Source organism: Prevotella sp. lc2012 (assembly GCF_900107065.1).
GTDB lineage: Bacteria > Bacteroidota > Bacteroidia > Bacteroidales > Bacteroidaceae > Prevotella.
Map to the genome: position 1 here is coordinate 529697 of NZ_FNUF01000002.1, position 20226 is coordinate 549922.

At 46.2% G+C, this 20226-nt stretch carries 24 protein-coding genes; 20 read left to right on the forward strand and 4 right to left on the reverse strand.

The window, feature by feature from the left end:
- Positions 1-11: 11 nt before the first annotated feature.
- From BLU99_RS06125 to BLU99_RS06160, 8 genes are all read left to right on the forward strand, one after another.
- On the forward strand, positions 12-770 hold the full coding sequence (locus tag BLU99_RS06125) for a succinate dehydrogenase/fumarate reductase iron-sulfur subunit (protein ID WP_091841399.1): 759 nt from the start codon (positions 12-14) through the stop codon (positions 768-770).
- Between the two features lie 182 nt (positions 771-952).
- Positions 953-1342 (forward strand): hypothetical protein, encoded by a 390-nt coding sequence (locus BLU99_RS06130; RefSeq protein ID WP_091900299.1) that lies wholly within the window; start codon positions 953-955, stop codon positions 1340-1342.
- 25 nt (positions 1343-1367) lie between these two features.
- Positions 1368-1985, forward strand: a complete 618-nt coding sequence (locus BLU99_RS06135) for a DKNYY domain-containing protein (protein ID WP_255397470.1) — start codon at positions 1368-1370, stop codon at positions 1983-1985.
- A 228-nt stretch (positions 1986-2213) separates the two neighbouring features.
- Complete coding sequence (locus tag BLU99_RS06140; RefSeq protein WP_091900301.1) at positions 2214-2663, forward strand: zinc ribbon domain-containing protein; 450 nt, start codon at positions 2214-2216, stop codon at positions 2661-2663.
- Positions 2664-2820: 157 nt separating this feature from the next.
- Positions 2821-3549, forward strand: a complete 729-nt coding sequence (locus BLU99_RS06145; RefSeq protein ID WP_091900302.1) for a hypothetical protein — start codon at positions 2821-2823, stop codon at positions 3547-3549.
- A 100-nt stretch (positions 3550-3649) separates the two neighbouring features.
- Positions 3650-5656, forward strand: a complete 2007-nt coding sequence (locus tag BLU99_RS06150) for a tetratricopeptide repeat protein (RefSeq protein WP_091900303.1) — start codon at positions 3650-3652, stop codon at positions 5654-5656.
- A 205-nt stretch (positions 5657-5861) separates the two neighbouring features.
- Positions 5862-6314 (forward strand): thioredoxin-dependent thiol peroxidase, encoded by a 453-nt coding sequence (bcp, locus tag BLU99_RS06155; protein WP_091900304.1) that lies wholly within the window; start codon positions 5862-5864, stop codon positions 6312-6314.
- Between the two features lie 137 nt (positions 6315-6451).
- Positions 6452-7303 carry a glycoside hydrolase family 16 protein gene (locus BLU99_RS06160; RefSeq protein ID WP_091900305.1) on the forward strand — a complete coding sequence of 284 codons (852 nt, stop codon included), beginning with the start codon at positions 6452-6454 and terminating at the stop codon, positions 7301-7303.
- 139 nt (positions 7304-7442) lie between these two features.
- Here the strand turns inward: BLU99_RS06160 and msrA are convergent, their stop codons facing one another.
- The gene (msrA, locus tag BLU99_RS06165) at positions 7443-7946 is read right to left on the reverse strand and encodes a peptide-methionine (S)-S-oxide reductase MsrA (protein ID WP_091900306.1); all 504 of its coding nucleotides are present in this window, start codon (positions 7944-7946) and stop codon (positions 7443-7445) included.
- 142 nt (positions 7947-8088) lie between these two features.
- On the opposite strand from msrA, the gene BLU99_RS06170 reads away from it, so the two are divergent.
- The gene (locus tag BLU99_RS06170; RefSeq protein ID WP_091900307.1) at positions 8089-9009 is read left to right on the forward strand and encodes a DMT family transporter; all 921 of its coding nucleotides are present in this window, start codon (positions 8089-8091) and stop codon (positions 9007-9009) included.
- 61 nt (positions 9010-9070) lie between these two features.
- Positions 9071-9889, forward strand: coding sequence for an N-acetylmuramic acid 6-phosphate etherase (gene murQ / locus BLU99_RS06175; RefSeq protein WP_091900308.1), 819 nt, complete (start codon positions 9071-9073; stop codon positions 9887-9889).
- 298 nt (positions 9890-10187) lie between these two features.
- Here murQ and BLU99_RS06180 read toward each other — a convergent pair whose 3' ends face one another.
- Entirely contained in the window at positions 10188-10628 is a 441-nt protein-coding gene (locus tag BLU99_RS06180) for a hypothetical protein (RefSeq protein ID WP_143065722.1), read from the reverse strand.
- 166 nt (positions 10629-10794) lie between these two features.
- Here BLU99_RS06180 and BLU99_RS06185 point away from each other — a divergent pair, with 166 nt between their 5' ends.
- The 3 genes from BLU99_RS06185 to BLU99_RS06195 all read left to right on the forward strand — a co-directional run bounded on the left by BLU99_RS06185 (position 10795) and on the right by BLU99_RS06195 (position 13190).
- Positions 10795-12090, forward strand: a complete 1296-nt coding sequence (locus BLU99_RS06185; protein WP_091900310.1) for an alginate export family protein — start codon at positions 10795-10797, stop codon at positions 12088-12090.
- Between the two features lie 152 nt (positions 12091-12242).
- Positions 12243-12575 carry an MGMT family protein gene (locus BLU99_RS06190; protein ID WP_091900311.1) on the forward strand — a complete coding sequence of 111 codons (333 nt, stop codon included), beginning with the start codon at positions 12243-12245 and terminating at the stop codon, positions 12573-12575.
- A gap of 30 nt (positions 12576-12605) precedes the next feature.
- Complete coding sequence (locus BLU99_RS06195) at positions 12606-13190, forward strand: superoxide dismutase (RefSeq protein ID WP_091900312.1); 585 nt, start codon at positions 12606-12608, stop codon at positions 13188-13190.
- 17 nt (positions 13191-13207) lie between these two features.
- Here the strand turns inward: BLU99_RS06195 and BLU99_RS06200 are convergent, their stop codons facing one another.
- Complete coding sequence (locus BLU99_RS06200; RefSeq protein WP_091900313.1) at positions 13208-13894, reverse strand: SIMPL domain-containing protein; 687 nt, start codon at positions 13892-13894, stop codon at positions 13208-13210.
- A 248-nt stretch (positions 13895-14142) separates the two neighbouring features.
- On the opposite strand from BLU99_RS06200, the gene BLU99_RS06205 reads away from it, so the two are divergent.
- The 6 genes from BLU99_RS06205 (at position 14143) to BLU99_RS06230 (ending at position 19030) form a co-directional block, all read left to right on the forward strand.
- Positions 14143-14625 (forward strand): Lrp/AsnC family transcriptional regulator, encoded by a 483-nt coding sequence (locus BLU99_RS06205; RefSeq protein WP_091900314.1) that lies wholly within the window; start codon positions 14143-14145, stop codon positions 14623-14625.
- A gap of 1 nt (position 14626) precedes the next feature.
- Positions 14627-16024: an alanine/glycine:cation symporter family protein gene (locus tag BLU99_RS06210; protein ID WP_091900411.1), complete on the forward strand. Its 1398-nt coding sequence runs from the start codon at positions 14627-14629 to the stop codon at positions 16022-16024.
- Positions 16025-16028: 4 nt separating this feature from the next.
- Positions 16029-16337 (forward strand): DUF4298 domain-containing protein, encoded by a 309-nt coding sequence (locus BLU99_RS06215; protein WP_091900315.1) that lies wholly within the window; start codon positions 16029-16031, stop codon positions 16335-16337.
- 171 nt (positions 16338-16508) lie between these two features.
- The gene (locus BLU99_RS06220; RefSeq protein ID WP_091900316.1) at positions 16509-17051 is read left to right on the forward strand and encodes a porin family protein; all 543 of its coding nucleotides are present in this window, start codon (positions 16509-16511) and stop codon (positions 17049-17051) included.
- A gap of 151 nt (positions 17052-17202) precedes the next feature.
- Positions 17203-18189: a S66 peptidase family protein gene (locus BLU99_RS06225; protein ID WP_091900317.1), complete on the forward strand. Its 987-nt coding sequence runs from the start codon at positions 17203-17205 to the stop codon at positions 18187-18189.
- 31 nt (positions 18190-18220) lie between these two features.
- A complete protein-coding gene (locus BLU99_RS06230) occupies positions 18221-19030 on the forward strand; it encodes a DNA alkylation repair protein (protein ID WP_255397472.1) in 810 nt (269 codons plus the stop codon).
- On the opposite strand, the gene BLU99_RS06235 is transcribed toward BLU99_RS06230, so the two are convergent.
- Positions 19023-19538: a DUF3237 domain-containing protein gene (locus tag BLU99_RS06235; RefSeq protein ID WP_091900318.1), complete on the reverse strand. Its 516-nt coding sequence runs from the start codon at positions 19536-19538 to the stop codon at positions 19023-19025. The two genes, BLU99_RS06230 and BLU99_RS06235, sit on opposite strands and share 8 nt — an antisense overlap.
- Before the next feature lie 111 nt (positions 19539-19649).
- Between BLU99_RS06235 and BLU99_RS06240 the strand changes: the two genes are divergently transcribed.
- Positions 19650-20216 (forward strand): outer membrane beta-barrel protein, encoded by a 567-nt coding sequence (locus BLU99_RS06240; protein WP_091900319.1) that lies wholly within the window; start codon positions 19650-19652, stop codon positions 20214-20216.
- Positions 20217-20226: the final 10 nt, after the last annotated feature.

Sequence of the window (20226 nt, forward strand, 5' to 3'; positions counted from 1 at the left end):
GATTTGAAATTATGGCAAAGAATATTTCATTTACAATAAAGTTCTGGCGCCAGAACGGCCCCAAGGACCAGGGACATTTCGACACCCACGAGATGCACGATATCCCCGATGACACCTCTTTCCTCGAGATGCTTGACATCCTGAACGAGGAGCTCATCAACGAAGGCAAGGAGCCTTTCGTGTTCGACCACGACTGCCGCGAGGGTATCTGCGGTATGTGCTCGCTCTATATCAACGGTACACCTCACGGACTCACTGAGCGTGGTGCCACCACCTGTCAGCTCTACATGCGCCGCTTCAACGACGGCGATGTTATCACTGTAGAGCCTTGGCGCTCGGCGGCTTTCCCCGTGATCAAGGACTGTATGGTAGACCGCAACGCCTTCGATAAGATCATCCAGGCTGGTGGTTACACCACCATCCGCACAGGACAGGCTCAGGATGCCAACGCTATCCTCATTCCTAAGGAGGATGCCGACGAGGCCATGGACTGTGCTTCTTGCATCGGCTGTGGCGCCTGCGTCGCTGCTTGTAAGAACGGCTCTGCCATGCTCTTCGTGTCGTCTAAGGTATCTCAGCTCGCCCTGCTTCCACAGGGTCGCGTAGAGGCTGCCCGTCGTGTGAAGAACATGATCGCCAAGATGGACGAGCTCGGCTTCGGTAACTGCACCAACACTCGCGCCTGCGAGGCTGTCTGCCCGAAGAACGAGACCATCGCCAATATCGCTCGCCTGAACCGCGAGATGATCAAGGCAAAGTTAGCTGATTAATATTCTATACGACAAGCCCCTACGGAGTGTCAGACGCTCTGTAGGGGCTTTCATTTAGAATCTGATGAAGTCTTTCGATGACTTATAGGGAATTCCTATGAAATATTAGGGTTTTCCCTTTTTTATTTGTTCAGATATTACTTATCTTTGTGCTATCATAAATCATTCAATTATTCACAATTATGAAAGAAAAACTTATATCAATCTCTTTAGTCTTAACATCAGCATTATGCTTCTCTTCTTGCGCTACGATTTTTACTTCTTCTCATCAAGATGTTGTATTTGCAGGCGAAAGTGATGCCACTATCTATGATGGGTCAAGGAAATTAGGGAAGTTAGACGCAGACGGGATGGCAACTATTAAGCTAAGGAAAGGCCTGAATTCTAAACATCTGTATATAAAGAAAGATGGCTATGAGAGAACATATGTAAGTGTTGTGCCTACATTCAATTTTGTTTCGCTTCTTAATATTCTCTTCTGGCCTGGGTTCATTGTAGATGCAGCTACTGGCAAAATATGCAAATATGATGATGAGGTCATAGAATTTGAAATGCAGAAGAAAGATCAGTGAATAAATCATATAACTCTTATAGATGATGAAACAGGTAAATTTTTTATTCAGGATTTGTCTTGTGATGGCAATGATGGGATGGACTTTAACGAGCTATGCCCAACGGTATGAGGTTGACCGAGACCGTGTGTATTTTGGCGGCGAGATGGTGATACATGCAGATATCCGTAGTTTTGTTGATCTAGGATTCGGCTATGCCAAGGATCGTCATCACGTGTATATGAACGGGCGAATACTCGAGTATGTTGATCCTTCATCATTCCGACTGAAGGAATCTAGGCATCGGCACGGGCATGCTAACACGGATAGAGACATCCAAGAGCCGTACAAAGGGTATCATAAAACATCATTCAGTGTCTATTACGGCGATAAGAAAATCGATGCTGTGTCCAGCCAGTTTGTCGAATTGGACTATGGTTATGCCAAGGATTCCTTCAGTGTATTCTTTCTTGGTGAAAAGATAAAAGGTGCCACATGTTCTAGCTTCGAAGTGTTGGGAGGAGGTTATGCCAAAGATGCCTTCAGTGTCTACTACTATGGTGAGAAGGTGGAAGGAGCTTTTGCCTCAACGTTCAGATATACAAGTAACGGTTATGCAGAAGACAGCCTCAACACCTATTATAGAGGTAAGAAACTGAGATAGGAATCAATCCAAGAAGGACGAGCTCGGCTTCGGTAACCTTTATATAAAGAGCGCCGCAGAACAGACAACTGCGGCGCTCTTTTTGTTGACAAGCCATGGGCCTTTGACCGCTAATCAACAGATATGATCTCTAACTTAACATGAATTAAGAATATGCAACTTTCTGTTTCTTGACAGGCATTGTTCTTTGTTGTATCTTTGCACCGTCAAATCAATTAAACAGTTTTTATGGAGACAAAAGAGATTATAAGAAACATTCGAGAGAAGAACAACCTGACACAAGAACAGTTAGCTGAACGGATCTATGTAAGTCGCCAAGCCGTAAGCCGGTGGGAAAATGGAGAGACGCAGCCGGATACAGAACAGTTGAAGACATTGTCAAGAGAGTTTGGGATATCAATCAATACGCTGCTCGGCTCACCTCAGACATTGTACTGCCAATGCTGCGGAATGCCTTTGTCGGATGACGCAATGATTAGCCATGAGGTGGATGGTAGTTTCAACGAAGACTATTGTAAATGGTGCTATGCAGATGGCAACTTTGTTTATAAGGACAAGGACTCATTGCTCGACTTTCTCGTCAGTCATATGCCCAACCCCGACAATCAGTCCGAATCAGAACGTCGCAGTCTTTATGACTCTCATCTATCGATGCTCAAGCATTGGCGTAATCAATAACTAATAAAAAGACAATCATGACTATTGGAGACAAGGCGCCCGAGATTCCCGTCCATTTCTAGAAGAAGTAAACCATTTTTTTCCTTTACAAGACAATTAATAAAAATAAAAGTCATATATTTGCAATGTCATTGTAAGAAAAGAATAATTGTAATATATGAAAAGACTATTAAAATATTGGTATATATTACCTATCCTGCTAGCGTGCTTAATGATTGTGGCTTGCTTAATGTATATGTTGATGATACAATCTATGAAATCATCGATGGTAATTGAAAGCACAGTAAGCGTTCTTATACTTATCGTACTGATAGCACTGCCGATATCATGGGTCATTCTACTTATCAATAAGCAATGGAAGAGGTCCTTCTTTTCCTTCTTGGCGACCATTTTGGTCGTATGTGTTCTGGGGTTCCCTCTTTCATTCTTAGCAATGGAAAGTCCTGATGGATTCGGAAAAGACCATCCGATTCCTGATGGATTAGAATGCAACTTGCCCCTTGTGGATGATTCGTGTTCAACGGCACCTATAGACAGTATAGATACCAATAACTATCTAGTTGTATGGAATAGTTTTCAAGGTGGAGTATATAAGTATGATTTTTATTATGGTCCATTACCAGCAGGAGAAGTTTTTCTTCGATGTTTCGAGGTAACAGAAAACATCCCATTATCGGAAGACGAACTAGAAGAAAGTAGCAAAGTTTGTATAGATTCAACGAAATCGTTCACGAGACTGGTAGAAAAAAAAGAATTCCATATCTACGAAGGCGATTGGGGAGATTATTATGCTGCTCGGGTTGAGGTGTGGTACAGGAACGGTACAACAAAACAGGAACGGAAACTTCTGGAGAAGGTGTACCGTGTTGAAGGATGGATGAGATAAGGATTGCAAAGCATAATCATTTATACCATTTTCGTGTATTATATATGGAGGATTTCAAATAAATAGATAACTTTGTAACAGAATCAATAAACCAACGATTATGATGACAAGAAAAATCTTGAATGGATTAAAGAGGTTGAATAGTTTGAATAGGCTGTTTGTCTTTCTTTTTACGTGTATGATTGCACAGTCCTCTTATAGTCAGCAGAAAATGACTATTAAGGAGATGGAAGATTCTATGGCACTGGGAAATCTGAATGTTCAGGTAGATTTGGCCATAGAATACATTAGTGGAGAAAGGGTTGAAGTAGACTATACAAAGGCCTACTCAATGATTCGTGATGCTGCTGAAAAGGGCAATCGTTACGGACAGTTGATGCTCGGTGTGTGCTATGAAGCTGGCATCAGTGTAGAAAAGAACCAGGACGAGTCATTCCGCTGGTTTATGCGTTCGGCCGAACAAGGTAACATTTCTGCGATGGAGCGTGTCGGACAAGCTTATGAGTATGGATATGGTGTGGCTGCTGATTTGAAGAAGGCGGTGGCTTACTACCAAAAGTCTGCCGAAGGCGGCTATCCTGTGGCGCAACTGAATATGGGAATACTCTATGAACATGGTCATGGAGTAGAGCAAGACATAAAGAAAGCATTCGAATGGGTATCACTAGCAGCCCAACAGCACGAAGGTGCAAGGTTTATACTTGCTAAATACTACTTTAATGGCTGGGGTACGGAGCAAAACAAAGCAGAAGCGTTACGTCTTTTAAATAGTCTGAAGGATAATAAAGAACTGGGCGAGGCGGCTTCATATTACAGTGATATCATAGAGCGCGGTGACACGATGCAAACTTATGAGTTCCAGTTCCGCTGGATACCTAGGATACTTTTTGATTGGAAAAAAGGCGAATACGACGACACAATGTTAACAGATATAACTGAATGGAAGTTGTATTTGGGTGGAATGTTTATCAGCCATTATGAATGGGATTGGGCTGAGGTGTCGGCACAGGTGTATCCTCAACCTAATGATATTGATATCATTGTTTATAGGATGCCTGAACCTCAGAGACCTCCGCTATGTAAATATGCTGCAGCTGTGATAGACCGCAAGCAGCGCACGGTGCAATATTTCACGCTGGAACTGAGTATAGATGTTTCTGGCAGAAGCAGCGACAAACCTTGGATGTTTTGTGGTGTTAGTAGCGATATGAGTCATCTCAACTTTGGCTGGTTCAAGGACACTGTCACCGAACATAACTTCGTAGAGTATGTAAAGAAGTATGTGGAAAAAGAAAAGAAAACTGAGCGTGCTGATCAAAAAAAGAAAGACAAGAAAAAGAAAAAAATAAAACGCCCAGAAGCAGAAATCATTCAAGCTACAAACGATAGTATATGCGCAGAAGGGTATAATCTTTACATTGCAGAAACGATTAACTGGATGTCAACAGATTCTGTCTTGGCTCACTATAGTCGTGACGATCTGGGCGAGAATCTTATCTGGCAACCCACAGATAGTACATGGAGTGCCACTTTCTTTGATAAGGACATTAAGAATTGCGTCTTTGAGTTGAAATATAACCATGTCAATAGAACAAATACTATATCGTACGAAAAACGTCCAATAACAGAAACGGAACGGGCTCAAGCTAGGATTAAAAATATCATGATAAAAAACGCCTTCGAGAACTATGGAGGTGAAATAAAGTATAACGAAAAATGTGGTAATCCGAATTTTGACTTCGTACGTATCAATGATAATCTAATACGACTCTATATACTTCAAGGCACTGTACAGCCAAACACAATTCCTTTTGGAAATGATTACTCTATTGATTTTGATAATAATGGTAATGCATTGTGTTTCAGAAAATACCACAATTCACTGATAGCTATTAAGACGGTGGATGTTGAAGGACAACAAATTAAATCCGTAGTTCATAGCCATCTTCGTGATAACCCTTATATCACTCCTACAGATGTATGTAATTTCTTACTTTACAGGGGCGGATTAAAAGAAAATCACATTCTGAGTACAGCTTTAGATGGGTACATTATATACCATGCCGAGGATAACTCTACAGAATTTGTTCCCATGGATGAGATGTAAACAAAATAAGTATGTTTGGATGTCACTTCTTTGTAATTGATACAATAGGCCAGTCATTATCGTGATAAGAGAAACATCACAGAATGTGGTTATGATTGCTTTTATGGCAGTGTATATAAGTCATCAATCTGCAAAGAAATCAGTAGAGGAGATATATGGAAACGAATAATATATAATAAACGAATAATCCTCATTACAGACAATCATGACTATTGGAGACAAGGCGCCCGAGATTCTGGGCAAGGACGAACAGGGACGGGATATCCGTCTGAGTGATTATCGCGGTCGTAAGCTGGTGCTGTATTTCTATCCGAAGGATAATACCAGCGGCTGTACGGCCGAGGCTTGTAGTCTGAGAGACCATTATGGCGATCTACAGGCTCAGGGATATGAGATCGTTGGCGTGAGCAAGGATTCTGCTGCCTCGCATGTGAAGTTCAAGGAGAAGCACTCGTTGCCCTTTCCCCTGATTGCTGATGTTGACAGAAGGCTGATGGAGGCGATGGGTGCCTGGGGCGAGAAGACGATGTACGGCAAGAAGACGATGGGCACTATCCGTACCACCTTCGTGATCAACGAGGAGGGCATCATCGAACAGATCTTCGCTGGTAAGCAGGTGAAGACCAAAGAGCACGCTGAGCAGATCCTGCAGAAGTAGTCAAGGGCAGTGACTTGACGGGGGAAAGGCGATGCCCGTCAAGTAGAACGAAAAACGGCCATTAATTTGGGCATGTCAGAAAAACGACGTACCTTTGTCACGAAATCGTTTAAGACGAAGGGAAATAACTATAAAGATTGAGAAAAACTACGATTTTATCGGTATTGCTTTGTGCCACCCAGCTATCAGCGCAGGAGTGGCGACTGGCGTGGAGCGATGAGTTCGATGGCAACGGTCGCCCCGACTCTACGACATGGAACTATGAGCAGGGCTTCGTGCGTAACCATGAGGCACAGTGGTATCAGTGGCAGAACGCCTACCTGCAGGATGGGGTCCTCGTCATCGAGGCGCGGCGCGAAGAGCGCCCCAATCCCACCTATCGTCCTGATGCGACTCACTGGGGCCAGCAGCGTCAGACCATCGACTATACCTCGGCCTGTCTCACAACGAAGGGGAAGTATGCGTTCCTCTATGGTCGTTTGGAGGTGTGCGCACGCATCCCTACGGCTGGCGGCGCGTGGCCTGCCATCTGGACGCTGGGCAGCGGGATGGAATGGCCGTCGTGTGGCGAGATCGACCTTATGGAGTATTATCGTATCAAGGGGGTCCCCCATATCCTGGCAAATGTGGCTTGGGGCAACGATCAGCGTTATCAGGCTGTGTGGAACAGCAAACGTGTGGATTATGCCCATTTCATCGAACGTGATCCCAACTGGGCGCAACACTTCCATGTGTGGCGCATGGATTGGGACGAGACTTATATCCGGCTCTATCTGGACGATGAGTTGCTTAACGAGGTGCCTCTCGCTTCCACGGTCAATGGGTCGATAGGGCATTACAAGAACCCTTTTAACAGTCCTCAGTACATCCTGCTGAACCTCGCCCTGGGTGGCGACAATGGTGGTGTGATTGACGATGGGGCTTTCCCGATGCGCTATGAGATCGACTATGTTCGTGTATATGAACGGACGAATACTCGAATATATTGATCCTTCATCATTTCGGCTGAAGGAATCTAGGGATCATCACGGGCATGCTAACATGGATAGAAACATCCAAGAGCCGCACAGAGGGTATCATAAGACATCGTTCAGTGTCTACTACTATGGTAAGAAACTGAAATAAGGATCAAGATCTGGCCTGTCGTGCAAACTCGAAGAGAGCGGTTGGCAGATGACAGTAGCCGTTAGGATTCTTGTCGAGATAGTCTTGATGGTATTCTTCGGCGGTGTAGAAGTTTTTCAGCGGTTGGCACTCTACAGCGATGGGCTGGGAGAGTTGTGCCTGTTGCTCAGCAAACACTTTGTTTATAATCGGCAACTGATCGTCAGTAATATAATAGACGCCAGTGCGATAGCGGGTACCCTCGTCATGCCCTTGTTTGTTAAGGCTTACAGGATCAATCGCTTTGAAGAACATATTAAGAAGGAACTCCAGATCAACGATCTGCTCGTCGTATATGACATGTACGGTCTCGGCATAACCCGTTTGGTCCGTATATACCTCTTTGTAGGTGGGATTCTCTGTTTCTCCGTTAGCGAATCCTACTTCCGTGTTGACGACGCCATGAATCTGTTTGAAGTAATGCTCTGTGCCCCAGAAGCATCCTCCTGCTAAGTAGATCTCTTTCATTTTTGTGCTTGATAATAGTTATATTGTATTGACAGGTGCAAAGGTATGATATTTCTGCAACTTTCTATGCGTATTTACAAAGAAATCATGAAAAAACTTTGTACCTTTGCACAATCATCAGTAGTTTTCAGAATAATAGATAATGGCTTATATTGGCGAATTGATATCTATTGGCGTGGCGTTTTCGTGGACGGCTACCGCGTTGTTAAGTGAGTTTGGATCAAAGCGGCTGGGTAATCTGACGCTGAATGTGCTACGTATGGGACTGGCGCTTCTTTTTTCGCTTGTGCTCTTTGGCGTGGTGACAGGCAGTGTGCTGCCACCAGGTGCATCAGCAGAGGCATCTGTCTGGATGCTGTTGTCAGGACTTGTAGGATATGTGATAGGTGACTTCTGCCTGTTTCAGTGTTATATCATTATCGGCTCGCGTTATGGACAGCTCTTTATGACGCTTGCTCCGTTGTCTGCAGCCTTGATGGCATGGGTGACACTGGGTCAGCAGATGACAGCAATGAGCGTCGGAGCCATGTTGGTGACTCTTTTGGGTATAGCGATCTCTGTGCTTGGACGTGGAGAACATCATAAGGTGTCGTTGAAACTGCCCCTTAATGGCGTGCTCTTTGCTGTTGGAGCCGCTGTGTGTCAAGGTGTAGGGCTCGTATTGAGCAAAATCGGAATGGATCACTACGAGACGGTAGCGAGTGTGCCAGAATGGCTTGTGCCTTTCAGTGCCAATTTCTATCGCTGTATCGCTGGTATTATTGGTTTTTCATTGCTGCTTTATTTCCGTGATGGAATGGCTCCTTTACGGGAGGCGATGCGTGATAGGAAAGGACTTTCTGTTGCGACGGCTACCACCATCTTCGGTCCTTTTGTTGGTGTCGGTTTTTCGCTGATGGCTGTGCAATATACGGCAGCAGGTATCGCTTCCACGCTCATGGCGATGACGCCTATAATCATTCTTTTGCCCTCTTATTGGCTCTTTCACGAGAAAATCACATGGCGGGCAGTACTCGGTGCTGTCATTTCTGTTCTTGGAGTTAGTCTGTTTTTTCTCAGATAATCTTGTGAAACATGATAAAAAGTTGCTATATTTGCACCATCGAACGGATTTAGAAGGATAGATGGAGACAATTACAGAACAGTCGTCGCGCTATGATCATCTGGAACAGATGTCGATAGGCGAGTTGCTGGCGCATATCAACGAGGAGGATGCGCTAGTGGCGGAGGCAGTGAAAAAGGCAATTCCTCAGATAGAGGTATTGGTAGAGGCCATTGAGCCGCGGCTGAAACGAGGGGGAAGACTCTTCTATGTCGGAGCAGGTACTAGTGGCCGACTTGGTGTGCTCGACGCCAGTGAACTGCCGCCTACGTATGGCGTTCCAGAGCAGTGGGTCGTGGGCATCATCGCTGGTGGTGATGAGGCCTTGCGTCATGCTGTCGAGAAGGCCGAGGACATCCCGGAACAGGGCTGGCGAGACCTTGAGGCATACCAGCCTACTGCCGATGATACAGTGATAGGTATTGCGGCGTCAGGTACGACACCCTATGTCATTGGAGCGGTCAGCGAGGCCAGGAAACATGGATTGCTGACGGGTTGTATCACCAGTAACCCCGGTAGTCCGTTGGCAGCTGCGGCCGATCATGCCATCGAGACCATTGTGGGTCCTGAGTTCGTGACGGGCTCCAGTCGTATGAAGAGCGGAACAGCGCAGAAGATGGTACTCAACATGATTTCCACTTCACTGATGATTCGTCTTGGTCGTGTCGAAGGTAACCGTATGGTGAAGATGCAACTGACCAATGCGAAGCTTGTGGATCGGGGCGTGCGGATGATTCAGGACTCGCTTGGCCTCTCCTATGAAGAGGCGGAGCGCTGTCTGTTAGAAGCGGGTAGTGTTGATCGTGTATTAAGGTCGAGTACTTCTAAGAAACGGGGGTAACGGGTGAAGCAGACGTCTATCAAAGAAGTAAAACAACTTGTTTTACTTTCATGGAGATAGGGTTTACGTGTGATAGAGATGCCTCCTTTAAAGGTAAAACAAGTTGTTTTACTATTAGAGGTGATAGGGTATACGTTGGAAATGATACCTTCCAATGAAGTGTCATATAGGTATCAAGCTAATAACCAGACATTTATTACGGAAATGTCGCTGTGATGCCTTTTCGCAGATAATCAATAAAAAAAAGGATGCCAAGCGAGTTTCTTGCTTAGCATCCCAGTATTCTTATAAAATGCAATTACTTGGCGTTTTCCTCTTCTTTCACGGCTTCATTCGACTGTTTGGGCAGAGGAATAACAGTAAACTGTTTTTGCAATGGTTGGCTGACACAGTTTGTACCAAGGTCAACACCCCAACCAATCAAACCACCCAAGATGATGTTTCCAAAAGCCCAGGGATTAACTTTCTTTTCCAGAATGATATCGTTGAAAAGGAAGTTCTCTGATGTGATTTTGACATGCTGTCCGTCTAAGTGGTGACGATTAACTTTTACTACAGCGGGCAGAGTGACGTTTGGATACGTCTGTTTCTCTGTTGTGATGGTAACAGGTTCTGTCACGGTTCCGTTAATAGTAATGCTGGGATCGCCGCCTGAAACGATGGTTGCACACGACGTGAGGAACAAAGGTAAAGCTGCTACCAATGCTCCGACCTTAATGGTCTTGGAAATACTCTTCATAAGTTTTAGTGTTTTTGATTGATTAATATTTGCATCTCTATAATGCAGGTGCAAAGATACGTGTTTTTTAGGAATAATTACAAATTCTGACAAAGAAAAAACGTATAGGCTTGTAATTTGTGTTTAGAAAGTAGTACCTTTGCACCTCGTTTTAAAAATTGAGAAGATGAAGAAAATGATGATGACTCTGGGTATACTCATGTCCGCGATGTCGACAGTGGCCCAAGAAGAGAACCAGTTTACGATTGATGCACAACTTCGCACTCGTGGCGAATATAATAATGGAGCAGGCTATCCTCGTAGCGAGGGGCAGTCGCCTGCCACATTTATCAACGAGCGTGCACGGATCTCCATGGATTATCAGCGTGGTGCCATGGAACTGAAGGTCTCGGCACAGCATACAGGATTCTGGGGACAGGATGGCATGAACACGGCTAATGGCCGTATGACGATGAATGAGGCATGGGCAAAACTGAACATTGGCGAAAACTGGTACGTACAGATCGGACGACAGCAGTTGGTCTATGACGATGAGCGTATACTCGGCAGCTCCGACTGGAACGTCAACGGCAACTGGCACGACGCTTTGCGGTTGGGCTATGAGAAAGGAGCCAATAAGTTGGACATGATACTTGCCTTGAATCAAAATGGGGTAAGACGTGGAGATTATTACGAGCACGTGATGCCTTACAAGGCTATGCAGGGATTATGGTATCATTATCAGTCGCCTAAAGCACCGCTGGGCATCTCGTTGCTGGCCTTGAACACAGGCTACGAGCAGGGCGAACCTAAACATGGTAAGACAAAGTATATGCAGACGCTCGGTACTGATATAACTTATAAGCCCAATGCATGGGATCTGCATGGAGCGTTCTATTATCAGATGGGGTACAATGCTGCCGACTTGAAGGTCTCAACATGTATGGCCAGCGTGAAGGCTGGTTATCAGGTCGATTCAAAGTGGAAGGTGTCGTTGGGAATAGACTATCTGGAAGGTGAGGATTACGTAGGAGGCTCTACTGACCGTATGGGGAACGTAACACTGTACAAGAATTATGACGACAGGACGCGTACCTTTAATCCGCTCTATGGCTCTCACCACCTGTTCTATGGTTTTATGGACTATTTCTATGCCAATACTTTTGTGAATGGATTTGAACCTGGTCTTGGGGATTTGCAGCTTGGTGTCGACTATCAGGCTTCGAAGAAGACAAAGATGTTACTGAACTATCACTACTTTACAACAGCGAGCGACTGTCTGGACGAGAGAGAGCTGGGGCATGAAATCGATCTGCAGTTTACGACGACACTGATGAAAGACGTGACGTTGATGGGTGGTTACTCGGTCATGAAAGGGTCGAAGTCGATGGATATCGTGAAAGGCGGCAATCGTGGATCATGGCAGGACTGGGCCTGGATATCCCTCAACATCAATCCGCGTGTCTTCTTTGTGAAGTGGTAAGACATAGAGAAATTATTTGAACATGAGCTCCCCCATGATACTGCGTTAGGTGTCATGGGGGTAAATTTTGCAGTGTTATTTGGAGGTTTCTCAATTATTTTTGTATATTTGCATCATTGAACAGACGGAACAAATACAGAATGCTGATGTAGATGAAAGACTATCCCGATAAGATGACGCCAGAACAGGCACGGACGTTTCGTGATGATGTGCTGAACATCGTCAGTCAGATTCCTCGTGGACGAGTGACGACCTACGGGTATGTTGCCGCCTTGGCAGGATGGCCTAGTCATTCGCGGATGGTGGGACGTACCCTCCGTTATACACCTGGTGCAGAGCTTCTTCCCTGTCATCGCGTTGTCAACGGTGAGGGGCGCATGGCTCCTGGCTGGAGCAGGCAGCGGCTGTTACTGGAGGAAGAAGGGGTTGCTTTCAAGTCCAATGGACATGTGGATATGAAGCGGCATCTATGGGAGCCGGAATAGAAGATGTTTCATTCTTAAAAGATACAAGATATGGGGAAGTTTGAATTGATGGCATTGCCGTATGCGCCAGAGGCTTTAGAGCCAGTGATCAGTCGTGAGACGATAGGTTTCCATCACGGGAAGCACTTAGCTGCTTATGTGAACAATCTTAATGCATTGTTGCCCGACAGTGGATTCGAGAATGCCACGTTGGAGGAGATCGTCTGCAAATCCAATGGAGGTGTCCTGAATAACGCAGGACAGATCCTGAACCACGAACTTTACTTTGCCCAGTTCTCTGGTAGACCCACGAAGACTGAGCCGACGGGTGCACTGGCAAAGGCCATCGTGCGCGACTTCGGCTCTTTCGAGGCGTTCAAGGAAGAGTTCCAGAAGAAGGGTGCTACCCTTTTCGGTAGCGGATGGGTATGGCTCTCCGCTGATAAGGATGGCAAACTCGTCATCACACAAGAGACGAATGCTGCCAATCCGGTTCAGAAGGGCTTGAGGCCATTACTGACGTTTGACGTGTGGGAACATGCCTACTATCTAGACTATCAGAATCGCCGTCCGGACCACCTTGCCGCCCTATGGGCGATCATCGATTGGGAGGTCATCGGACAGCGATACGAATAGTCGTGGAACAACGACAATTAGTTGTTAAGTGCGTAGGTGATGGTCGTCACCACTCTCAGCTTCTTGATGTAAGGTGTGTTCTGGTCGCGATCATTGATCTCGAACTGACCTTGGCCGGCAGTCTGGATGTTGCCTAGCTTCGAGTTGCTGGCCTTGGTGAACTGTTCTGCCGTCTTCTGTGCGTTCTTGATGGCTTCTTCCATCATCTCAGGTTTCATCTGCTGGAATGACACGTACTCATACTCCGGATTGCTGCCTTCGATGGCTACGCCTTGTTTCAGCAGCTCTGCCTGCTTGAAGATGGCCTTGTTCACCAGATCCACCTTCTGTGTACTGACGGTGAGGGTGGTGTTGATGATATAACGGAAGTTCCTCCGGTTCTCGCTCCACTGGTTCGACTCGAGGTCGTTCACTGTCGGCGGGTTCACTGTGATTTCTCCATCCTCAATACCGTTCTGTTTCAGGAAGGCTTTAATCTTTCCTGTCTTCACGTTGATGTTTTCGTAGAGGGTGGGCAAGTCGTTACCCATCTCGTTGGTCGAGAGACTCCATGTCACTTTGTCGGCCTTCACTTCACGCTCGGCCAGACCTTTCACAGTCACTTTGCGGTCCTTGTTCGAGAAATTGTCGATACCGCTCTTGATAAACCATCCCAGCACAATAATACCAATGGCCAGGATCACTGCTTCACGTATTTTACCCATTGTTAGTTATTTTAGAATGATGCTGCAAAAATATGCTTTTTCTTTTTCAAAACAAATAATTATCATGTAATTCACTCATTACTAACATTTTTTAGCAATACTCGAAAAGATAATGTCGTTATTTTTAATATCTTGACGGTCCAAAACTTGTTTCTGATTATTTGTGTGGGTCAAAAACAATGTTTATCTTTGCATATTGAAAAAGGGAAGATCATGTTTTCTCTATGGATGAATAAACTGTATCAGCTATGTTGAATTATGATGAGCTTGACGAGACCGATCGTCAGATACTAAGATTACTACAGCAGAATTCGCAGATGACAGTCAAGGAACTGGCATGTGCCATCAACCTTTCCACCTCGCCGACATTTGAACGTCAAAAACGTCTGGAGCGCGAGGGGTTTATCAAGGGCTATAAGGCTGTGCTTGATGCCAAGCGGGTGGGACAGGGCATCATAGTCTTATGTAACATGCGTCTGAAGCGACATTCCCAGTTGCTGATGGACGAGTTTATGGCTGCTGTCCAGAATATCGAGGAGATCGTGGAGTGTTATAACACGAGTGGTGATTATGATTTCACGTTGAAGATATATGCACGCGACATGGAATCGTACCATGAGTTCATGCGTACGAAGTTAGGCAATATGGAGTGCGTGGGTTCATTCAATAGTGTGTTTGTCATGCGGGAGGTGAAGAACTCGCATGGCGTCCCTGTTCAAGAGAAGAAATGATATGAACGACTTGATAACATCTGTGAATGATGTGTTATGGAGCTATGTGCTGATGGTTGCACTGGTGGGTTGCGGACTGTGGTTCACATGGCGTACCCGTTTCGTGCAGTTCCGTATGGTGGGTGAGATGCTGCGACTGCTGACGGAGTCGGCGGTGAGCACGGCTAAGGGCACAAAACACATATCGTCATTTCAGGCTTTTGCGGTGTCTGTAGCCACTCGTGTGGGTACGGGCAATCTTGCAGGGGTGGCCACGGCCATCGCTATCGGTGGACCAGGTGCGGTGTTCTGGATGTGGATTATCGCACTGATTGGCTCGGCCACGGCTTTCGTAGAGTCGACGCTGGCGCAGTTGTATAAGCAGAAAGACAAAAACTCGTTTATTGGCGGCCCTGCCTATTATATCCAACGTGGACTGCATCGACGATGGATGGCGGTCTTGTTTGCTGTCCTTATCACGCTCCAGTTCGGACTCTCCAACAACTCCATTCAGGCAAATACGATCTGTGGTGCTATGCAGGAGGCTTTTGGTTGGTCGCCAGTATGGGTGGGAGGTGCTTTGGCCGCGATGGCTTTGTTCATTGTCTTTGGCGGTATCCAGCGCATCGCTCATGTCAGTTCGATACTGGTGCCTGTCATGGCTGTGGGCTATATGGTGCTTGCCGTGGTGATTATCGTGTTGAACATCGATATGGTCCCGCATGTGCTGAAGGTTATCGTGACGAATGTTTTTGGCTTTGGACAGATTGCTGGTGGTGGTCTTGGTGCTGCTATGATGAACGGTATCAAGCGTGGCCTTTTCTCCAACGAGGCAGGTGAGGGCAGTGCACCGAATGTCGCAGCTACGGCTACAACGACACATCCGGTGAAGCAAGGACTCATTCAGGCGCTTGGCGTATTCACAGATACACTGTTGGTCTGTTCATGTACGGCATTTATCATCCTCATCAGCGGTCTTTATCAAGTACCGGAGTTGAACGGCATCGCCCTCACGCAGTCGGCTCTTCAGTCTGAGGTAGGCAGTGCAGGTCCCATCTTCGTGGCTGTCGCCATCTTCCTCTTCGCCTTCTCCAGTATCATCGGCAACTATTATTATGGTGAGGCAAATATCCGATTTATCACACCTAATGCTACTGTGATGACTGTTTATCGTCTCTGTTCGGGTGGTCTTATGGTACTCTTTGGTGCCCTTGCCAGTTTTGAGTTGGTGTGGAATATCGTGGATTTCTTCATGGCATTGTTGACGGCTTGTAACCTCGTAGCAATCATTCTGTTGGGTCGTTATGCATTCCGACTGCTTGACGATTATCGTCAACAGAAGCGGCGAGGTATTAAGGAACCCGTCTTCCATCGTAGTCAGTTGCCGGAGATAGAACATGAAATAGTTTGCTGGGAATAGATAAATGAAACAGACAGAACGTATTAAGAAGATGGAGCGCTATCTGGATCGCGCTTCGACGGCCGTGATGGAACTTTCGGCAGCTCTCGACAAGTACGAGGATGCCCAAAAGGCGATTTCGGCTCTCAGTCGTTATTATGGCAGTGACGAGTGGCGGCAGGACTTTGCCGATGATGAGGCGGGTCTGTTGCCTAAGGATCTTAAGCGAGGTGTTCTCTCGGAAGACGGTATCTGGAATCTGCTCTCTGATAGTCGTGAGCTTAACACCCGACTACAGGAGACAGCGAAAAAGGCTCTCGAAGCCCTCCCATGACCCTATGTGCGATGCTTGTCATAAATATCATTTGAAAATGCAAAAAAAGCAGAAAATAATTTGCTGGTATCAAATTATTTAATAGTTTTGCACTATCTTTTCAGATAACACCAACTACTGCATATAAGTGGTGTTGGTATATGTTTAACAACAAAATAAAGGTAAAAAGAGATGAAAAAGTTATTTTTGTTAATGGCAACTGCTTTTGTTGCCATGAGTGTTAACGCACAGGTATATCTGGGTGGTAGTGTGAATATTACGGCTTGGAGCACTGGCGAGAATGCAGGTGACAGAAGTGAGACCGTATTCAAGCTCCTTCCTGAGATTGGCTATAACTTGAACGACAAGTGGGCTATTGGTACCGTTTTCGGGTACGAGAACAACAAATGGAGTGGCGTGGAAGGTTTGAGCGAAAGCGCATTCACTTTCAGTCCTTATGCACGTTACACTTTCCTGAAGACCGGTAAGGTAAACTTTTTCCTTGATGGTGGCGTTGGCTTCACGACAGCTTCTGATGCTGACTGGACAGAGGTGACCATTGGTGTTAAGCCCGGACTGGCCGTCAATCTAACTGACAAACTCAGTTTCGTGTCTCATCTGGGATTCTTTGGCTATGACAACTTTAATCCCGATGGTGACAAAAACAACATTACATCCTTTGGCCTCGACCTGAGCAGTACTAACCTGACCTTTGGATTGTTCTACAATTTCTAAGCACAATTTTCAGTATAACTATTATAAAGCCTGGGCTCTCATGCTCAGGCTTTTCTATTGGTGGAGGTCTTCTGTGTTTTTTCAAGGACCATCATATATTTGGGAGGTATGATGCGCTTTTTCTCGTGAAATTGTATTATCTTTGCAGCAGATGAGAAGAACCGTTATCGTTATCGTACTACTGTGCCTGACAGGAGTTGTGGTAGCTCAGCAGGGACAGGTGATGCCTCCATATCTGAAGGCGGGTGATACGATTGCTGTTGTCTCGCCCTCGAGCTCGCCCGACAGTGCGACGGTGGCAAGAGGGTGTGCGACACTACGGGGGTGGGGGTATGTGCCTGTGGTGGGACCGCATGCTCTCAAAAGCTATCACGGCTTTGCCGGAACGGCTGATGAACGGGCTGCCGATTTGTTGTGGGCGTTAGGAGATCCGTCTGTTCGTGCCGTAATGTGTTCTCGTGGTGGCGATGGTGCCGTGCAGGTTCTGAAACGCATTCCTCTGGAGGTGTTCGCCCAGCACCCCAAATGGTTGATTGGTTTTAGCGATGCAACGGCCTTGCATAGCGCAGTGGTGGCGGCAGGAGGGATGAGTATCCACGGTTCGATGTGCGATGGTATCTCCATGAGAGGTGAGCGCGACTCCGTGAACATCATCATGCGTCGTTTGCTTGAAGGAAGACTGCCTCGTTATGAGGTTCCTTCCCATCCGTACGATCAGCAGGGCGAGGCCAAGGGTATTCTGGTGGGAGGCAATCTCTCTGTGTTCTGTGGACTGGCTGGGTCTGACTATGATTTCCTGAATCGTGCCGATGAAGGACTAATCTTGTTCATGGAGGATACGCATGAGTCGATGACCAAGGTCGATCGCATGCTTCATCAGCTTGAGATACGGGGTGTCCTTTCCAAGTTAAAGGGGATTATCGTGGGGCATTTCTCTAAATATAAGTATCCGGAGAACGACTTTGCCGATATGTACGAGATGCTCCATGAGTATCTACAGCATTATGATATCCCCGTGTGTTACGATTTTCCTGTAGGACATCACAGTCAGCAGAACCTGCCGATGGTCGAAGGCTGTGTGGTGCATATGAGAGTGACGAGGGAGGGTACTCAGATTGAATTTACAAATACATTTTAGATTCAGGTATTTACTTGTAAGGAGAGAGGAAATGACGAAAGCGAAAGAGATAATCGAGTATATGGAGTCGCTGAAGAATGAGAAGCAACGAAAGATTCTGATGCGTTTCTTTAAGACGGGACCAGGAGAGTATGGCTTCGGTGATGAGTTCCTTGGATTGAAGGTTCCACAGACTCGTGAGGTGGTGAAAGCCGTAGGAAAAAATGTGGGAATGGCAGAAGTGCCGGAGTTGTTGATGTCGCCCTGGCATGAGGTAAGATTATGTGGTTTTCTGATTCTTGTCGGTCAGTTCGAGAAGCTATCGACGAAGCGTTTGGAACACAATGCTGAGGCCATCAGGAAACGCGATGAAATCGTTGAATTGTATCTGCGATATGCTGAGCGGGCAAACAACTGGGATCTGGTCGATCTGTCTGTACATAAGATTCTTGGGCACTGGCTGTTGCTGCCTACTGCTCTCGGAGGAGGTGAGGTGGGATTGCATACAGACTATAAACGTCAGTTGCTCGACGAGTTAGCCAAAAGCCCATGTCTATGGAAACAGCGTATGAGTATGGTCTGCTCATGGAAGACATCTCAGTTGGGCGATCCCTCATGGTGCCTACGTTATGCGGAAATCCATCTGCACCACCCACATGACCTGATGCACAAAGCAGTGGGATGGATGCTTCGTGAGATGGGCAAGCGTGTCAGCATGGATCTGCTACGCGAATTCCTGCGTCAGCATGCTCATGAGATGGCGCGTACGACACTTCGCTATGCTATAGAGAAGATGTCGGACAAGGAGCGAAGCATGTGGATGCGGTCGTCGTTGTCAGAAGACGGAGTGTCAGTTATCTGACCATCCAGACATTCAGGACGATACCCTTGAATGACGAAGAGAAATCAGGCGAGCAGACATAGATGGCATGGTTCAACCATGCATAGTTGCTGTCGTAGGGCGCTTCAAACTTTGGGGCAGCCTTGAAATAGAATGAGGGTTTCCCTTGTTCGTCTTTTCCTTGGTAGATGATACCTTTATTGCGCACATGAATATAAGTGCCGTCATCCGTCTTGATACTGTAGATGGCTTCTAGTTCCGTGTGGTTAGCTTTTGTATCGGCCATCTGGTAGTCTGCTCCGCCATTAAGGATGGTTCCTTTCAGCATCGGACCTTCAAATGTTCCACCGGTAATGGGGATGACAAGTCGTTTGCCGTGAGCCGTCTCTCCAATGGTGTAGGCTTCACCCAGAGTGACTTTCAATTGCATCACGAACTCCATCTTTGGTGTCTCGACTGGTGGATTGGTCTGTGCGCCGACAGGTAGTGCTATTATCGCAAATACGACGGCAAAAAGAAATTTCTTCATAAGAGTAAAGGTTTGTTGATGGCGCAAAGTTAATCATTTTCTATCAGAAATGGTGCGATTCCCTGGTTTTTTTGTATTTTTGCAGCACGAATCAAAATGTGAATAGTTATCATGAGAAGAGTTCTCTTGACATGTCTGGCCCTATGGACTTTAGGACTCTGTGCCCAGACGCGTGTTCATCCCTATCTGTCGTTAGGAAGCAATACCGTTCTCCTACACGATAAGTTTGACGATTTGGATGCTGGTTCTGCATTTCGGGTAGGTGCAGGGTGTTATATCCCACTGTCTGACGAAGATTGTAACTTCTATATAGTACCAGAACTGTCGTATTCTTCTTTCCGATATGATAATCATGGTTGGGTTCCTCGTTCTCAAGCGTTTCGCTATGAACAGCTCCATCTGCCTGTGGTGGCCGACTATCGTCTGAACTTCTACAATTTGTTTGTCTTGGATCTGGGCGCAGGACCGTTTGTCAGCTACGGTCTTGGAGGTAGTGCCATTGGGACTGATGGATTTGGGCGGTGGAATGCGGGTCTTTCCTTTCGAACGAGCGTCCGACTCTTGATTTTCACAATTGGCCTTTCCTATGATCTGGGATTGATGGATATACAGTATCATGGTGATGGAACGAAAGAAACACTTTCCATGATTGGACTGAACTTTGGGTTGGGCTTTTAAAAGATATAAG

Coding starts and splice junctions, on each gene's coding strand:
- BLU99_RS06170 (WP_091900307.1), top strand. CDS start 8,089: ATGGCTTATATTGGCGAATTGATATCTATTGGCGTGGCGTTTTCGTGG.
- BLU99_RS06205 (WP_091900314.1), top strand. CDS start 14,143: ATGTTGAATTATGATGAGCTTGACGAGACCGATCGTCAGATACTAAGA.
- BLU99_RS06220 (WP_091900316.1), top strand. CDS start 16,509: ATGAAAAAGTTATTTTTGTTAATGGCAACTGCTTTTGTTGCCATGAGT.
- BLU99_RS06190 (WP_091900311.1), top strand. CDS start 12,243: ATGAAAGACTATCCCGATAAGATGACGCCAGAACAGGCACGGACGTTT.
- BLU99_RS06125 (WP_091841399.1), top strand. CDS start 12: ATGGCAAAGAATATTTCATTTACAATAAAGTTCTGGCGCCAGAACGGC.
- BLU99_RS06215 (WP_091900315.1), top strand. CDS start 16,029: ATGAAACAGACAGAACGTATTAAGAAGATGGAGCGCTATCTGGATCGC.
- BLU99_RS06180 (WP_143065722.1), bottom strand. CDS start 10,628: ATGAAGAGTATTTCCAAGACCATTAAGGTCGGAGCATTGGTAGCAGCT.
- BLU99_RS06130 (WP_091900299.1), top strand. CDS start 953: ATGAAAGAAAAACTTATATCAATCTCTTTAGTCTTAACATCAGCATTA.
- BLU99_RS06230 (WP_255397472.1), top strand. CDS start 18,221: ATGACGAAAGCGAAAGAGATAATCGAGTATATGGAGTCGCTGAAGAAT.
- msrA (WP_091900306.1), bottom strand. CDS start 7,946: ATGAAAGAGATCTACTTAGCAGGAGGATGCTTCTGGGGCACAGAGCAT.
- BLU99_RS06235 (WP_091900318.1), bottom strand. CDS start 19,538: ATGAAGAAATTTCTTTTTGCCGTCGTATTTGCGATAATAGCACTACCT.
- bcp (WP_091900304.1), top strand. CDS start 5,862: ATGACTATTGGAGACAAGGCGCCCGAGATTCTGGGCAAGGACGAACAG.
- BLU99_RS06150 (WP_091900303.1), top strand. CDS start 3,650: ATGATGACAAGAAAAATCTTGAATGGATTAAAGAGGTTGAATAGTTTG.
- BLU99_RS06225 (WP_091900317.1), top strand. CDS start 17,203: ATGAGAAGAACCGTTATCGTTATCGTACTACTGTGCCTGACAGGAGTT.
- BLU99_RS06140 (WP_091900301.1), top strand. CDS start 2,214: ATGGAGACAAAAGAGATTATAAGAAACATTCGAGAGAAGAACAACCTG.
- BLU99_RS06185 (WP_091900310.1), top strand. CDS start 10,795: ATGAAGAAAATGATGATGACTCTGGGTATACTCATGTCCGCGATGTCG.
- BLU99_RS06145 (WP_091900302.1), top strand. CDS start 2,821: ATGAAAAGACTATTAAAATATTGGTATATATTACCTATCCTGCTAGCG.
- murQ (WP_091900308.1), top strand. CDS start 9,071: ATGGAGACAATTACAGAACAGTCGTCGCGCTATGATCATCTGGAACAG.
- BLU99_RS06135 (WP_255397470.1), top strand. CDS start 1,368: ATGAAACAGGTAAATTTTTTATTCAGGATTTGTCTTGTGATGGCAATG.
- BLU99_RS06195 (WP_091900312.1), top strand. CDS start 12,606: ATGGGGAAGTTTGAATTGATGGCATTGCCGTATGCGCCAGAGGCTTTA.
- BLU99_RS06210 (WP_091900411.1), top strand. CDS start 14,627: ATGAACGACTTGATAACATCTGTGAATGATGTGTTATGGAGCTATGTG.
- BLU99_RS06200 (WP_091900313.1), bottom strand. CDS start 13,894: ATGGGTAAAATACGTGAAGCAGTGATCCTGGCCATTGGTATTATTGTG.
- BLU99_RS06240 (WP_091900319.1), top strand. CDS start 19,650: ATGAGAAGAGTTCTCTTGACATGTCTGGCCCTATGGACTTTAGGACTC.